Source organism: Peribacillus sp. YIM B13472, from assembly GCF_042788005.1.
GTDB classification, from domain to species: Bacteria; Bacillota; Bacilli; order Bacillales; family DSM-1321; genus Peribacillus; species Peribacillus simplex_E.
Map to the genome: position 1 here is coordinate 176,350 of NZ_JBHZPG010000008.1, position 13,219 is coordinate 189,568.

Sequence of the window (13,219 nt, forward strand, 5' to 3'; positions counted from 1 at the left end):
CCTCATGGCAGAAGATAAGAAAAAGAAATCTTCCGGTAAAAGCTATCCCATGCATCCGAATTATGGAAAGATCACCCGTTATCAAGACGTTCCCATCACGGTTCCTGAGCAACGCCAATTCCGCCAACCTGGTGTAGAAAAATTAATGGTGCCCAGGCCCATCATCGAAAATCCCAATTATAGGGGCAGCGGGAAACTAACAGGTAGTGTCGCATTGATAACTGGCGGAGACAGTGGGATTGGCGCTGCGGCTGCCATCGCTTTTGCTAAAGAAGGTGCAGATGTTTCCATCGCTTATTTGGATGAACATGAGGATGCCAATCGGACTAAAACGAGAATTGAAGAGCTTGGACAACGTTGCTTACTGCTGCCTGGCGACTTAAGGGATAAGCAGCAATGCATCAATATTGTGGAAGACACAATCGAAACATTTGGAAAGCTCGATATTCTCTGTAACCACGTTGGTATTCAATTTCAGCAATTAAGCTTGCTTGACATTACGGATGAGCAATTCGATGATACCTTTAAAGTCAATATCTATTCCCACTTCTACACGACCCGTGCTGCCCTTCCCCATTTAAAAGCTGGGTCCTCCATCATTAATACATCTTCTGTCGTGACGTTTAATGGGAATAAGCAATTAATTGATTACACGGCGACTAAAGGGGCCAATATTGGTTTTACCCGTGCCTTGGCAAACAGTCTTGTCGATCAAGGCATCCGGGTGAACGCCGTTGCGCCCGGAAGGTTTTGGACACCGCTCATCCCGGCAAGTTTCTCGGCAGACGAGGTGACACAAGTCGATAACCCGATGGAGCGTCAAGGCCAGCCATTTGAACTTGCTCCCACCTTTGTCTATCTCGCTTCTGATGATTCCCGTTTTGTGACAGGACAAACACTACATGTCAACGGCGGGGAAGCGACCTCGTCATAATTTCCACATCGAATATGCCCCCTTTCCAGGAAGTCACGAAAAAAAAGACTGCCTTGGATTGCCGCCTTGCAGCAATAGGTAGTCTAATTGAATGATATGGCCTTGCCGGTCGGCCTTTATTTTTTCTTATAGATGATCATCGCACTGAAACAGTAGATTTGTTCCTCTTCCTCTTCACCTGTAGTGGCGACATTATATTTGATATCGACGATTTGATTATCGCGAATGTCTTCAAGGAAAAAGTTCATTTCGTCCTCTAGATCCTTTTCATGCTCATAATCAAATAATTTGACTTGTATCATCGGCTCTCCCCGCCCTTTTACTATAATGATAGTTATTGTGCAGGATGCCCATTTTTCATGATGGTTATACTTGATTTGTTCGTAAGGCGGATAAAATTGCAACAACTTCATCCCCGACTTCTTCTGTAGAAGCTGCCCCGCCCATATCAGGAGTCAGCGCCTTTTTATCGACCATCACCTGTTCGATCACGTCCAATACTTTTGCACCCCAAATCTCATTCCCAAAGAAATCGAGAATCTGACTGGCGGACCATATGGCAGCAAGTGGATTGGCGATGCCTTGATGTGCTATATCCGGGGCTGAACCATGAATCGGTTCGAACATCGAGGGATAAATCCGTTCCGGGTTTAAATTGGCTCCAGCCGCCAGTCCCATCCCTCCTGCAATGGCAGCACCTAAATCCGTGATGATGTCACCGAATAAATTGGAGGTGACGACGATTTGAAATCGTTCGGGCTGTTTGACAAAATACATGCTTGCCGCATCAACCAGATAGGAATTCGTTTCTACTTCCGGATACTCCTGTCCAATTTCTTCAAAAACCTGATCCCAAAAAACCATTGAATAATTCAATGCGTTCGCCTTGCTTATGCTCGTTAGCGTCCTGCCCGTCTTACGCGCAAGTTCATACGCATAACGGATGATCCTCTCCGTTCCTTTTCGAGAAAAGACCCCCGTCTGCAGTACCACTTCCTCCGGCTTGCCTTTAAAAAGCCAATCACCAGCACCGGAATATTCCCCTTCACTGTTTTCACGGATGACAACCATATCGATTTGGTCACGAGTCACGTCTTTTAATGGACAAGGTGCTCCTTGGAGCAATTTAACGGGGCGAACATTCACATATTGGTCAAATCCCTTTCTGATTCTCAGCAGAAGTTCACGTAAGGAAATATGGTCCGGGACACCAGGATAACCGACAGCCCCAAGATACACGGCGTCAAACTTCATCAGTTGTTCCAGTCCGTCGTCGGGCAGCATTTTACCGTGCTTAAGGTAATATTCACAGCCCCATGGAAAATAGGTGAACTCGAAAGAAAAATCCCCGGCAATTGCAGCCACTTCTTTAAGTACCTTTACACCCTCATTAATCACCTCAGGGCCAATCCCGTCACCCGCAATGACCGCTATTTTATGAACATTCATTCTTCAACTCTCCTTTTTCTATATTTTCTGATTTTAGCACCCTAATTTTAACATATGATTTTTGCATTCCCGTCAGGGGAGGTTCATACAGAAAAAAGCCCTTTCTGATGAAAGGGCACTTTTTTTCACGCCTTCAAATAAGCGCGTCTTTTCCGCATATTCACGGCATTGTGAACAAACCATGATCTTTTTTCTTTCTTCATTCAAATAAGCCGTTCACTTAACGATGACTTCGCCGTCCCATTCAAGCATTCCGCCAACCATGTTTGCCACTTTATATCCTTGTTCCTGAAGATAATGGCATACATTTTCACTGCGGCGTCCTGAACGGCAGATAAAAATATATTCTTTTTCTTTATCAAAATAGTCAAGGTTCGCCGGGATATCATTCATGCGAATATGTTTCGCGCCTTCGATCATTCCCTCTTGCACTTCTTCGTCTTCACGAACATCGACAAGTTCCATCGCTTCGCCTGCCTCAAGCTTTGCTTCCACTTCTTCAGTTGTAATGATTTTGATTTCTTCCATAATTAGCACCTCGAATTATCGTTTGATTTATCTTTTTCATTATAGCAAAATTTCCAGTTAAACATCACGTAATGGATTCGCTGATGAAAATTCCCTCATGCCATGTATTTATTTTCAGAAATTAACATCAACACTCAAATTTTTATTGCTTCTAAAAACCATCCTGGTTAAAATGGCTCCTAACACTGCCGCCACTTTCAGGATACCGAAAAGGATCGAATAATTGGCGATGATTCCTATCCCTACTCTAGTCACTGGGGCCTGAATGAAAAAACGCCGGCGAATATAATGTTCGCCGGCATTTAAAAATCCGTATCAATGCTTGAATCCCAGTTGATATTGTTTAGGGATCTCCGTTTTTATATTCAAAGCTTTAGATGCTTCAAGTGCCCAATAAGGGTTTCGCAGCATCCCTCTGCCGACGGCGACCAAATCGGCTTCTTCATTGCCAATGATTGAATTTGCTAGAATCGGATCATCTAATCGACCTACAGCAATCACAGGAATATCCAAAGCTTTTTTGATTTCCCTGGCCAATGGAGTTTGATAGCTAGCATGCGTACCCGGTCTTCCGTCTGCTCCAATCGGGCCTTCTCCTCCAGAGCTTACATGGAACATATCGACGCCTGCTTCTTTAAAGACTTGTGAAAAGGCAATGCTTTCCTCAATGCCATATCCGCCTTCAACGTATTCTTTTGCAGAAATGCGCATGATTAAAGGCATGTCGGCAGGCATTTCGCTTTTCACTGCTTTAATGACTTCCACTCCGAATTTGGTCAGGTCTTTTCCATATTCGTCATCACGTTTATTCGTAAGCGGTGATGTGAATTGGTGGATTAAATATCCGTGTGCACCATGTAATTCGATTACGTCAAATCCTGCTTGAACAGCCCTTCTGGCCGATGCCCGGAATTTATCGACCATTTCCTTCACTTCTTCCGTTTCTAAAGCTCTTGGTGTTTTGTACGTTTCATCAAACGCAATGGCTGATGGTGCCACCGGCGGTTCCGCATCCTCCGCTTTACGGCCTGCATGGGCAATTTGTATCCCGATTTTTGCACCGTATTGATGAACTTCCTTAACGATGTTGGAGAAAGCTCCAATTTGGTCGTCGGACCATAATCCAAGATCACGATTCGAAATGCGCCCATCAGGCTCCACATCGGTCATTTCCACTATAATTAATCCTGTGCCGCCAACTGCCCTGCTTACATAATGCTGCTGGTGCCAGTTTGTTGGTATACCATCTTCCGCTTCGACGGAGTATTGGCACATCGGCGGCATGACGATCCTATTTTTAAGTTCAAGTTCTTTTATGCGATAAGGTGAAAATAAATCATTCATAATTTTTTATCTCCTTTTTTATATAATGCATGCACATGCATTTATATCATCTGAATAATTCTGTGTCAACTAATCAGATTCCCGAATCTGCCATTGTAAACGACATCGTCTGATGGTACAGCATTTCCATCCCCGCCAATGCGGAGAACCAATAAAAAAAGAGAAAGACGGATATCCCGTCCCTCTCCTTCATACTTGATTAAAAGTCGAAATTATCAGGATCTGGACCGACACGGTGATTCTGATTCAATCCATCAATTTGGTTCATTTCCTCTTCCGTCAATTCGAAATCGAATATAGATGAGTTTTCTACAATACGATGTTCTTTAGTGGATTTGGGAATCGTTACAATCCCATTTTGGATATCCCAGCGCAAAATGACTTGTGCAACTGATTTGCCATGCTTGGTCGCAATTGCTTGTAAAACGTCATTATCCAGAAGTTCACCTTGCATCAATGGTGACCAAGCTTCAAGTTGTATCCCTTGTTCCTTACAGAATGCCTGAACTTCTTTTTGAGTTAAACGCGGATGGCATTCCACTTGATTGACCATCGGCTTCACTTCTGCATCTTCCATTAAATCTGTAAGATGGTGAATCTGGAAATTGCTCACACCGATCGCTTTTACTTTTCCTTCTTTATAAAGAGTTTCCAACGCTCTCCAGGCTTCTTTATATTTTCCTTCCACTGGCCAATGGATAAGATATAAATCCAAGTACTCCAAGCCAAGTTTCTTTAAGCTTTTTTCGTAAGCCGCAATTGCTGATTCATATCCTAAATCGGCATTCCAGACTTTTGAAGTTACGAATAAGTCTTCCCTGGAGATTCCGGCTTCTTTTATGCCCTCACGGATCCCTTGGCCGACCCCTTCTTCATTTTCATAAATGGCAGCCGTATCGATACTGCGATAACCATGTTTAATGGCCACTTTTACCGCATTTACCAGCTCCGGTCCTTCTTCCACCTTAAATACGCCCAATCCGAACCAAGGCATTTTAACGCCATTATGCAACGTTGTTGTATCTTGTAAATTTTTCACCATTATACTCTACCTCCAAATTTTTTCTTCATTGTTTTTAAGATTGTAATGCGTTTAAGTATCAGTATCATTACATCCCTTCAAAGAACCTTCCATCATTCGCTGAAGGGATGCAATGATACTTGGTTATTGATACCCTAAACGCATAGCATGCTTTTTCTAACATGCATCACTTTTTCAATCCTATGCTATTTTGTCAGTTCCCTTGGAACGGTCCTTAATTTCCAAGGCACGGCTCCAAGCTGTTAAAATCACTGCCGCAAACACCATGACTCCACCTATCCAAGCTGTATGGATCAGTCCGATCGAATCCGTAATCACCCCTCCTAAGTAGGCACCAATGGCGATACCCGCATTGAAGGCGGCAATATTGATGGCTGACGCCACATCCACTGCACTCGGCACGAAACGCTCCGCTAACATGACGACATACACTTGAAGCCCCGGGACGTTCATGAATGCAAACAATCCCATTAAAATGATCGTAATCAAACCGGCAATCTTAAACGGTGCCGTGAACGTCAAGACCACAAGTACAATGGCTTGAATAAGAAACATATAGAATAGGGCATTAATAGGATTGCGATTGGCGAATTTCCCGCCAAGGGTATTTCCTATTGCAATTGCTACTCCATATATTAGCAAAATCAAGGCCACAGTTCCTTCTTTAAACCCTGTCACTTCCTGAAGTAATGGCGACAGGTACGTGAAGACAACGAATGTACCTCCATACCCTAATGCTGTAATGATGAATACTAGCAGCAATCGGCCATTCGTCACCAATTTGATTTGATCACGGAATGTGGTCCGGGCAGCCTTTCTTAAATCGGATGGAACCAGGATGCCGTTTCCGATGAAAGCAATCAAGCCGATTGCCACAATGATGATGAAAGCGAATCTCCAGCCGAATTGCTGACCGATGAAGGTTCCAAAAGGAACTCCGGTCACCGTTGCCACCGTCAGACCTGTAAACATGATGGCGATGGCACTCGCCCTGCGGTTTTCAGGGACCAAATCAGCCGCAATCGTAGCGCCGATTGACATGAAGATACCATGTGCAAGCGCTGAAATGACACGTGCGATCAATAATACACCGACCGTGGCCGCAGAAGCCGCTAATGCATTTCCGGCAATGAACACGACCATTATCCAAAGCAATAAAGTCTTTCGCGACATATTCGATGTCAGGGATGTCAGGATAGGTGCCCCGAACATGACCCCCAAGGCGTATAAGGATACCGTCAATCCGGCCGTCGTCACTGTAATGTGTAAATCTTTAGAAATGAGTGGTAATAGTCCCACGCTGATGAACTCTGTTGTTCCAATCGCAAAGGCACTGATCGCTAAAGCCAGCAATGCCCATGTACTTCTATTTTTATTTGAAATCATATCCTCTTCTCCTTCTTGTCATTTTGTACTATCATTGAAATTGCCTTAGCAACTTTTTTATAAATGGTACAGTGGAATTCGGTGTGCAAATGTTATTATGAGATATAATGCAAATAAAAAACAGTACGTACTTTAAAGTGATATAGGCACCTTTTAGTACCTATAAAATAAGGAGAGTATGCCGATCATGCAAAAAAAGAAATACAATATATCAGTTGAAGCGACACTGGAAGTAATGGGCGGAAAGTGGAAATGCGTAATCCTCTGCCATCTGACCCACGGAAAAAAGCGGACCAGTGAATTGAAGCGCCTTATGCCGAACATCACCCAAAAAATGCTGACCCAACAATTAAGGGAGTTGGAAAAGGACGAAGTCATCAATCGTATCGTTTACAACCAAGTCCCCCCTAAAGTGGAATATGAACTTAGTGAGTATGGGCAAAGCCTGGAAAGTATCCTATCCGCACTATGTACGTGGGGGGAAAATCACATAACCAGAGTGTATGGAGATAAGTTTTCCGTTCTCGAGGAAAGTGTATTGAATGATCAATTGAAGTAATTCACAAAAAAAAGATTAGCTCTAAGCGGCTAATCTTTTTTTGTATATAATGAATGATCCTGATTTCCCTTCCATAAATTTCACCACCGTTTTATCCCCTCTTCTTTTTTTGGTACAATATGTAATAACACAACTTAAAATTTTTTATTTTGTAAACGAAGAAGTATAATGATGAAACCAAGGAGTGACATATGAGGGTCTTATTAGAATTGATACGCATCATATTAATATTCGGGATAGCCGGAACAATCATTTCGACCATTGTAAACGGCCTATATATTAACCTCGGAGTGAATCAGTATGGCTGGTTAGGCTCGATTGCGATACTGCTTTTATTATTCGTCTGGTACAGAAATAAACTTCAGTTCAGTGGCTGGTATTCGGGAAAAGGGAAGGAAAAGCTTCCAAAAATGGCCTCACACATACTCATTCTGTGTTCACTATTTTTATTATGTGCCCCGCCTGTTTTAAGTGTGATGCAGATGATCTTTCATTAATCGGGATTCTATATCCTGGATAGAGCAGGAGTGAACGATTTGCGGAAATTGTTTAATATTGTGGTCCTCATACTCCTACTCTCTGGATTATGGTATGGATATGGTAAAGATATTCAGGAGTCTGGATTCAAAGCGGGGGTCGGTTCCTTTGCAACGGATGTTCGTTCCTTTATAACCGGGCCCGAGGTTACGACTGCCTTGGAAAAACTGAGTACTGGAGTCAGCAGTCTCATTGGCTCGTTGACGGAAACATTGGATTCCGCTTCTGAAAAAGAATCGCAGGAAACGGAAAAAGTGAAAAAACCAGCACTGGAAGCACCTGCTGATGCATCCTTCTCGGTCCATAATATCGAAATTGGCGACACGAAGGATGATGTAGAAAGATTGGCTGGTGAAGCTAAGCGGAATACGCGGAATGAATATGGCGTGGACTGGTTCGCCTATCACGAAAATTATCAAAATTTCTTCATGGTTGCCTACGATAACAACAATAAAGTTGTTGGTTTATATACGAATCAAGATTTGATTTCCTCGAAGGAAGGCATTAAACGCGGCACTCCCAAAGAAACCGTGACCGGGAAAATGGGGGAGCCTGTAACAAAACTGCTAAAAGGAAACGTCTATTACCAGATTCGAAGTGACAGCGGCGAATACGATATGTTTGAAATGGATAATAGCTATGTGACCATTTTTTATGATAAACATGAAAATAATACAGTCACATCGATCCAGATCATCGACGAAAAACTGGAAAAGCAAAAGAGCGGCTATTTTGCAAAAGCCAGCCCCGAGTTAAAGAAAGGCTTTGAATATCAATTATTCGATTTGACCAATGCATCACGGGTCAATCATGATCTCTCAGTGCTTTCATGGGATAAACGAGTGAAGGTCACTGCACAGGATCACAGTACAGATATGGCCGTGAATCAATACTTCAACCATACAAACCTTGAAGGAGAATCCCCGTTCGACAGGATGGAAGATGACAAAATCACTTTTCGAATGGCGGGGGAAAACCTGGCTGCCGGTCAGAATAGCAGTATTTTTGCCCATGAGGGCCTAATGAATTCCATTGGCCACAGGGAAAACAAATTACAGAAGGATTTTGAATCTCTAGGTGTCGGAGTAGCCTTCGATGAGGAAAATAAACCATATTATACGGAGAACTATTTGACAAAATGAACGAAAAAGCTGTGCATGGGTAAATCCTGCACAGCTTTTTTCATACAAGAAAGGGCATCCATTAATAAAAATGGATGCCCTTGTTTGATCACCAAACGAATAATCCAACGACCATGGCACTCAGCAAGGAAACAGCCATCCCGCTAACCAGCAGTTTCCAAACATTCCTTCCGATAATGTTCGATTTCTCATCATTGAGGATGGAATTGAATGTTCCATAAATCATGCCCACTGTACTGAAGTTGGCAAATGACGTCAGATAAGTGACAGCCACAGCAACTGTATGCGGAGACAGTGTACTGACTTTATCTTTTAAATCGAGCAAGGCAACGAACTCATTCGTGGCAAGCTTGATTCCCATCAATTGAGCGACGTACATGGCATCATGTCCAGATAGTCCAAGCAGGAATGCAAATGGACTAAAAATGACGGAGAAAATCTTTTGAATGGTCAAGCCATCCACAAAGAAACCGAAAATGCCGTTTACGCTGGCCGTTAAAGCCACATAGCCGATAACCATTGCCATGATGACGAAGACCATTTTAGCCCCGACCAGCATACTGTTGGAAATGGTGGAAAAGAAATCTTTACGTTCCTCTTTAGAAGGTACATAAACGACGTCTTCCTCTTTACTGACGTCGACGGGATTCAGCATGTTAGCTATCAGCAAGGCATTTAAGCAGTTCAAAGGTATCGCTACAAAAACATAGGTTGCCGGTACCATGGACAGGTAGGCTCCAATGATTGAACCACTGATGCTGCTCATGCTCATGATTCCAAATGTCAAAAGACGCTGATCCTTAATCGCACTGAGTTGCATGCGGAGAACGGCAAGTGCCTCGGTATTCCCTAGGAACATCATCTGAATCGAAAAGAAACTCTCAAGTTTTGGCAAACCGGATACTTTCGAGATGAGCCATCCCACTTTATCAATGATCCAGGTAAGTATACCGAAATACGATAAAACATCAAAAAACGTGATAATGAAGATAATTGGCATCAATGCGCTGAAAAAGAAATCCACTTGTTCATTTGCCATAAGTGAAGGAAAGACAAAAGAAATCCCTTCATTTGCACATTCAATCAACCAGGTGAAGAATGAAGCGATCAGATTGATGACCCATGCCCCAATTTTAGTGGATAACATGAACCATGTGATAAGTAATTCAAGAACCAGCAAGGTAAGAATGGCTTTCCACTTAACGTTCCTTTTATTAGGTGAACAAAGGTAAACGATGCCCATTACAACCAAAACACCTAGTATATTCAATAAGAAATACATGCTTTCATCCCCTTTGGATATATTATTTCCCATTCATTTTTTTATATAAAAAGCCCTCACCTTTTTACACTTTCAGCCGCAGGAAGAAAGTGTGAAAAAGTAAGAGCCTTCATTGAAACGTTTTGTGGATCAAGCCTTTTCAAGCGAACCAACATAAACCTGTTCATCTCTTCTATTTTCATACTTCCTTGTAGTCCGGCATTACGGCTGCCAGGTAGAAACTATCAGACCATTATCACTGATATTATACAAGGATATTTTTTAAATAAATTTCTCAGGAAAGATATCATTTTAAATCAGTTTATTTTTAATTACAATACGTTTCAAAGTTGTTATATTAATATAAATTTTTCGAAAACAGTCAAGAAAGTCTCCAAGGTGCCAATCTTGGGTACACTTATGAAGGAGCTGTCTAAAACCCTCCCAGTTGTTTCAATTCATCATACTAACCACTACATCTCCTTTACAGGAAATAAGGACGTGGTTTTCTTTAATAGCCAGGAAACAGTGGACTTTATTCTTCTTACTTTTTTCGGTTAAATTGATGGGGCACCGGTCCATTTCCCAGTTAAGATTACTTAATTCATAATTATTGGGAACATTCTTGCCCACCCTTTGTCTGATGAACATTTAGGTTTTAAGGGCTCAATGATCACGCATCTTATCTATAATTAGTGTGTTTACGAACCTTAAGTGGGGCAAACTCCGAAGTTTTTTGACTCCGACCCCTTTCCGCTTATCGAAAATGGACAAATCATTTACAAAAGCCTAGCAAGGGCCGAATCTCCATCGATGTTTTATTATCGGAATTAAGAAAAGAAAAGGTCGAAGATATTCAATGTTACCATTTCATTGTTTTTATATCCTCAATATGAAGCAGTAACCCTAGCAGATATGCACCTATTAATTCGGGGCGGTAAAGACGAAGAATGGCTGAAAAAAAACAAAATAATATATAATGCCGACGTGAACGATATTTTATTACCAACATCTTGATAATAACGATAACTTAAAGGTCTTTTTCTTAAGAACACTTTTGCAGCGAAAAAAAATCCCCTCAAGCATTGTGTAAAGCCTACGTATGAATGTAGGCTTATAACACGTTCAACTTAAAGGGGATTTATTAACTCGCTTATTACTCCGACCAATTTAGTGTATTTAAAAACTTATACACATCTTCATACACTTGATCACGTTCCTTACCCAATGTGATGATATGACCTGATTTTTCATACCATATCAAGTGTTTATGCTGCGTATCGACTTCATTGAAAATCGCTGTAGCACTCTCCGTATAGTCGGGATCATCCAAACGCCCTTGTAAAACAAGAGTTGGTGATGTGATTAAATCTAAATTTTCACCTGTCTCATTTATAATATTCAACACATCTTTTAGTTGAGGCATAGGCTCTTCTTCCAGCAGCTTCACTTCTGCAGCAATTTGGTCTGCATCTTTGCCCTCAAACTTCTTATAAGCCTGTGCATAATTGAGCAAGCGGTTCTTTTGTCGATCGATACTTTTTCCTTGCGTCGGAGCGCACATTGAAACCACCCCAGTTACAGGCAATTCAATTCCCACTTTTAATGAGAAAACTCCTCCTAAAGAAATTCCTACAACAGCAATTTCCTCATAGCCTTCCTCTTTAAGGAATTGATAACCATCAACTACGTCTTTCCACCATTCCTTTGGACCTGTTTTAGCAAGTTCCTCGGCTGATACTCCGTGCCCACTATAAAGAGGTCCGTGGCAAGTATAGTCGAGATCATTCAAGTATTTTCCTAATTTCTTCATATCTCCTGTACTTCCGGTAAACCCGTGAAGTAAAAGAACAGCTCTTTTTCCACCTCTGTATGTGAATGACTCAGGTGCTTTCACTTTCATCTATCTAGGACCTTCTTTCTTTGCTCTTGTTGATAAATAGAATCTAAATGATTTTCGAAAAAAAATCAATTAATACCCCTTGAGTAGGGATTCTTCTATCCTATTCCGAATTTTCATTAAAACAATTAAATCATGTATATAGTATCCTTACCACACTCTTCACAACTCATCCGTTCCGAAGCACATTTTACTATGATTAAAATTATTTAGCAATCGTCATTTAACTATTTTTTAAAAGAAAAGTAAAATGCACCTTGTGATACGATGTACAGCGTATTACACTTTAAAAATGAAAAGGAGGAGAATTTATTTGGATAAAGAATTAATGAAGGGAAGCATTGACCTCCTTTTGCTTTCACTTCTTTCACAAAAAAAGCTATACGGCTATGAAATCACGAAGATCTTGAAGGAAATGAGCATGGGAAAATATCAAATAAGTGAAGGCACCCTCTACTCCGCCCTTAAACGATTAGACAAAAAAGAATTCATAACAGGCCATTGGAAAGAGTCAGAATCAGGCCGCAGGAAATATTATCATGTCACCGAAAATGGACAAACCGAACTCGAGCGGAAACGAGAATGCTTTTACTTCCTGCAAAAATTAGTCCAGAAAAGCGCAGAACAATTCTAAACAAAATAAAAAGCTCCCTGCACCCATTATTGGAACGGCGCAGGAAGCTTTTTTGCTGTTTACTCGTGAGTTTGGAGCGAATACTCGTGAAAAGAGCATTACTCTTAGAATGTAGTAGCAAACTCATGAACTATAATCGTTTAATCGTGAGTTTAGAGCAAATACTCGTGAATTCATACTGCATTCATGATTTCGCACCGTCTACTCGTGAGTTTTGCTGTTTTACTCGTGAGTTTTGGCTGTTTACTCGTGAGTTTTGCAGTTTTACTCGTGAATTCAGCACTTTTACTCGTGAATTCATACTGCATACATGGTTTCGCACCGTTTACTCGTGAGTTTTGCTGTTTTACTCGTGAATTCGTGCTGCATTCATGATTTCGCACCGTTTACTCGTGAGTTTTGCAGTTTTACTCGTGAATTCAGCACTTTTACTCGTGAATTCGTGCTGCATTCATGATTTCGCACCGTTTACTCGTGAGTTTTGCAGTTTTACTCGTGAATTC

General features: G+C 41.6%; 14 protein-coding genes and 1 riboswitch. Of the genes, 6 read left to right on the plus strand and 8 right to left on the minus strand.

Annotation, left to right across the window (positions count from 1 at the left end; all coding sequences use genetic code 11):
* The first annotated feature begins 4 nt into the window (after positions 1 to 4).
* On the plus strand, positions 5 to 934 hold the full coding sequence (locus tag ACFX4I_RS09295; RefSeq protein ID WP_377420180.1) for an SDR family oxidoreductase: 930 nt from the start codon (positions 5 to 7) through the stop codon (positions 932 to 934).
* Positions 935 to 1,050: 116 nt separating this feature from the next.
* On the opposite strand, the gene ACFX4I_RS09300 is transcribed toward ACFX4I_RS09295, so the two are convergent.
* The 6 genes from ACFX4I_RS09300 to ACFX4I_RS09325 form a co-directional block, all read right to left on the minus strand.
* Complete coding sequence (locus tag ACFX4I_RS09300; protein WP_048682016.1) at positions 1,051 to 1,236, minus strand: sporulation protein Cse60; 186 nt, start codon at positions 1,234 to 1,236, stop codon at positions 1,051 to 1,053.
* 64 nt (positions 1,237 to 1,300) lie between these two features.
* On the minus strand, positions 1,301 to 2,383 hold the full coding sequence (locus tag ACFX4I_RS09305; protein WP_377420182.1) for a tartrate dehydrogenase: 1,083 nt from the start codon (positions 2,381 to 2,383) through the stop codon (positions 1,301 to 1,303).
* A 216-nt stretch (positions 2,384 to 2,599) separates the two neighbouring features.
* Positions 2,600 to 2,911, minus strand: a complete 312-nt coding sequence (locus ACFX4I_RS09310) for a rhodanese-like domain-containing protein (protein ID WP_034309364.1) — start codon at positions 2,909 to 2,911, stop codon at positions 2,600 to 2,602.
* Between the two features lie 315 nt (positions 2,912 to 3,226).
* The gene (locus ACFX4I_RS09315) at positions 3,227 to 4,255 is read right to left on the minus strand and encodes an NADH:flavin oxidoreductase/NADH oxidase (RefSeq protein WP_377420184.1); all 1,029 of its coding nucleotides are present in this window, start codon (positions 4,253 to 4,255) and stop codon (positions 3,227 to 3,229) included.
* Between the two features lie 199 nt (positions 4,256 to 4,454).
* On the minus strand, positions 4,455 to 5,297 hold the full coding sequence (locus ACFX4I_RS09320; protein WP_377420186.1) for an aldo/keto reductase: 843 nt from the start codon (positions 5,295 to 5,297) through the stop codon (positions 4,455 to 4,457).
* A gap of 180 nt (positions 5,298 to 5,477) precedes the next feature.
* Complete coding sequence (locus tag ACFX4I_RS09325) at positions 5,478 to 6,683, minus strand: MFS transporter (RefSeq protein ID WP_377420188.1); 1,206 nt, start codon at positions 6,681 to 6,683, stop codon at positions 5,478 to 5,480.
* A 187-nt stretch (positions 6,684 to 6,870) separates the two neighbouring features.
* Here ACFX4I_RS09325 and ACFX4I_RS09330 point away from each other — a divergent pair, with 187 nt between their 5' ends.
* The 3 genes from ACFX4I_RS09330 (at position 6,871) to ACFX4I_RS09340 (ending at position 8,921) form a co-directional block, all read left to right on the plus strand.
* Positions 6,871 to 7,242 (plus strand): winged helix-turn-helix transcriptional regulator, encoded by a 372-nt coding sequence (locus ACFX4I_RS09330; RefSeq protein ID WP_034309370.1) that lies wholly within the window; start codon positions 6,871 to 6,873, stop codon positions 7,240 to 7,242.
* Positions 7,243 to 7,433: 191 nt separating this feature from the next.
* The gene (locus tag ACFX4I_RS09335; protein WP_377420190.1) at positions 7,434 to 7,739 is read left to right on the plus strand and encodes a hypothetical protein; all 306 of its coding nucleotides are present in this window, start codon (positions 7,434 to 7,436) and stop codon (positions 7,737 to 7,739) included.
* A gap of 30 nt (positions 7,740 to 7,769) precedes the next feature.
* Positions 7,770 to 8,921: a CAP domain-containing protein gene (locus ACFX4I_RS09340; RefSeq protein WP_377420192.1), complete on the plus strand. Its 1,152-nt coding sequence runs from the start codon at positions 7,770 to 7,772 to the stop codon at positions 8,919 to 8,921.
* 88 nt (positions 8,922 to 9,009) lie between these two features.
* On the opposite strand, the gene ACFX4I_RS09345 is transcribed toward ACFX4I_RS09340, so the two are convergent.
* Both ACFX4I_RS09345 and ACFX4I_RS09350 read right to left on the minus strand, forming a co-directional pair.
* A complete protein-coding gene (locus ACFX4I_RS09345; RefSeq protein WP_214748884.1) occupies positions 9,010 to 10,203 on the minus strand; it encodes a nucleoside transporter C-terminal domain-containing protein in 1,194 nt (397 codons plus the stop codon).
* A gap of 171 nt (positions 10,204 to 10,374) precedes the next feature.
* Positions 10,375 to 10,475, minus strand: a riboswitch (purine riboswitch).
* An 863-nt stretch (positions 10,476 to 11,338) separates the two neighbouring features.
* Positions 11,339 to 12,085 carry an alpha/beta hydrolase gene (locus tag ACFX4I_RS09350; RefSeq protein WP_309518597.1) on the minus strand — a complete coding sequence of 249 codons (747 nt, stop codon included), beginning with the start codon at positions 12,083 to 12,085 and terminating at the stop codon, positions 11,339 to 11,341.
* A gap of 310 nt (positions 12,086 to 12,395) precedes the next feature.
* On the opposite strand from ACFX4I_RS09350, the gene ACFX4I_RS09355 reads away from it, so the two are divergent.
* Positions 12,396 to 12,716: a PadR family transcriptional regulator gene (locus tag ACFX4I_RS09355; protein ID WP_377420194.1), complete on the plus strand. Its 321-nt coding sequence runs from the start codon at positions 12,396 to 12,398 to the stop codon at positions 12,714 to 12,716.
* A gap of 86 nt (positions 12,717 to 12,802) precedes the next feature.
* A complete protein-coding gene (locus tag ACFX4I_RS09360) occupies positions 12,803 to 13,051 on the plus strand; it encodes a hypothetical protein (RefSeq protein ID WP_377420196.1) in 249 nt (82 codons plus the stop codon).
* Positions 13,052 to 13,219 lie beyond the last annotated feature (168 nt).

Coding starts and splice junctions, on each gene's coding strand:
- ACFX4I_RS09320 (WP_377420186.1), bottom strand. CDS start 5,297: ATGGTGAAAAATTTACAAGATACAACAACGTTGCATAATGGCGTTAAA.
- ACFX4I_RS09310 (WP_034309364.1), bottom strand. CDS start 2,911: ATGGAAGAAATCAAAATCATTACAACTGAAGAAGTGGAAGCAAAGCTT.
- ACFX4I_RS09345 (WP_214748884.1), bottom strand. CDS start 10,203: ATGTATTTCTTATTGAATATACTAGGTGTTTTGGTTGTAATGGGCATC.
- ACFX4I_RS09350 (WP_309518597.1), bottom strand. CDS start 12,085: ATGAAAGTGAAAGCACCTGAGTCATTCACATACAGAGGTGGAAAAAGA.
- ACFX4I_RS09325 (WP_377420188.1), bottom strand. CDS start 6,683: ATGATTTCAAATAAAAATAGAAGTACATGGGCATTGCTGGCTTTAGCG.
- ACFX4I_RS09300 (WP_048682016.1), bottom strand. CDS start 1,236: ATGATACAAGTCAAATTATTTGATTATGAGCATGAAAAGGATCTAGAG.
- ACFX4I_RS09335 (WP_377420190.1), top strand. CDS start 7,434: ATGAGGGTCTTATTAGAATTGATACGCATCATATTAATATTCGGGATA.
- ACFX4I_RS09315 (WP_377420184.1), bottom strand. CDS start 4,255: ATGAATGATTTATTTTCACCTTATCGCATAAAAGAACTTGAACTTAAA.
- ACFX4I_RS09305 (WP_377420182.1), bottom strand. CDS start 2,383: ATGAATGTTCATAAAATAGCGGTCATTGCGGGTGACGGGATTGGCCCT.
- ACFX4I_RS09295 (WP_377420180.1), top strand. CDS start 5: ATGGCAGAAGATAAGAAAAAGAAATCTTCCGGTAAAAGCTATCCCATG.
- ACFX4I_RS09330 (WP_034309370.1), top strand. CDS start 6,871: ATGCAAAAAAAGAAATACAATATATCAGTTGAAGCGACACTGGAAGTA.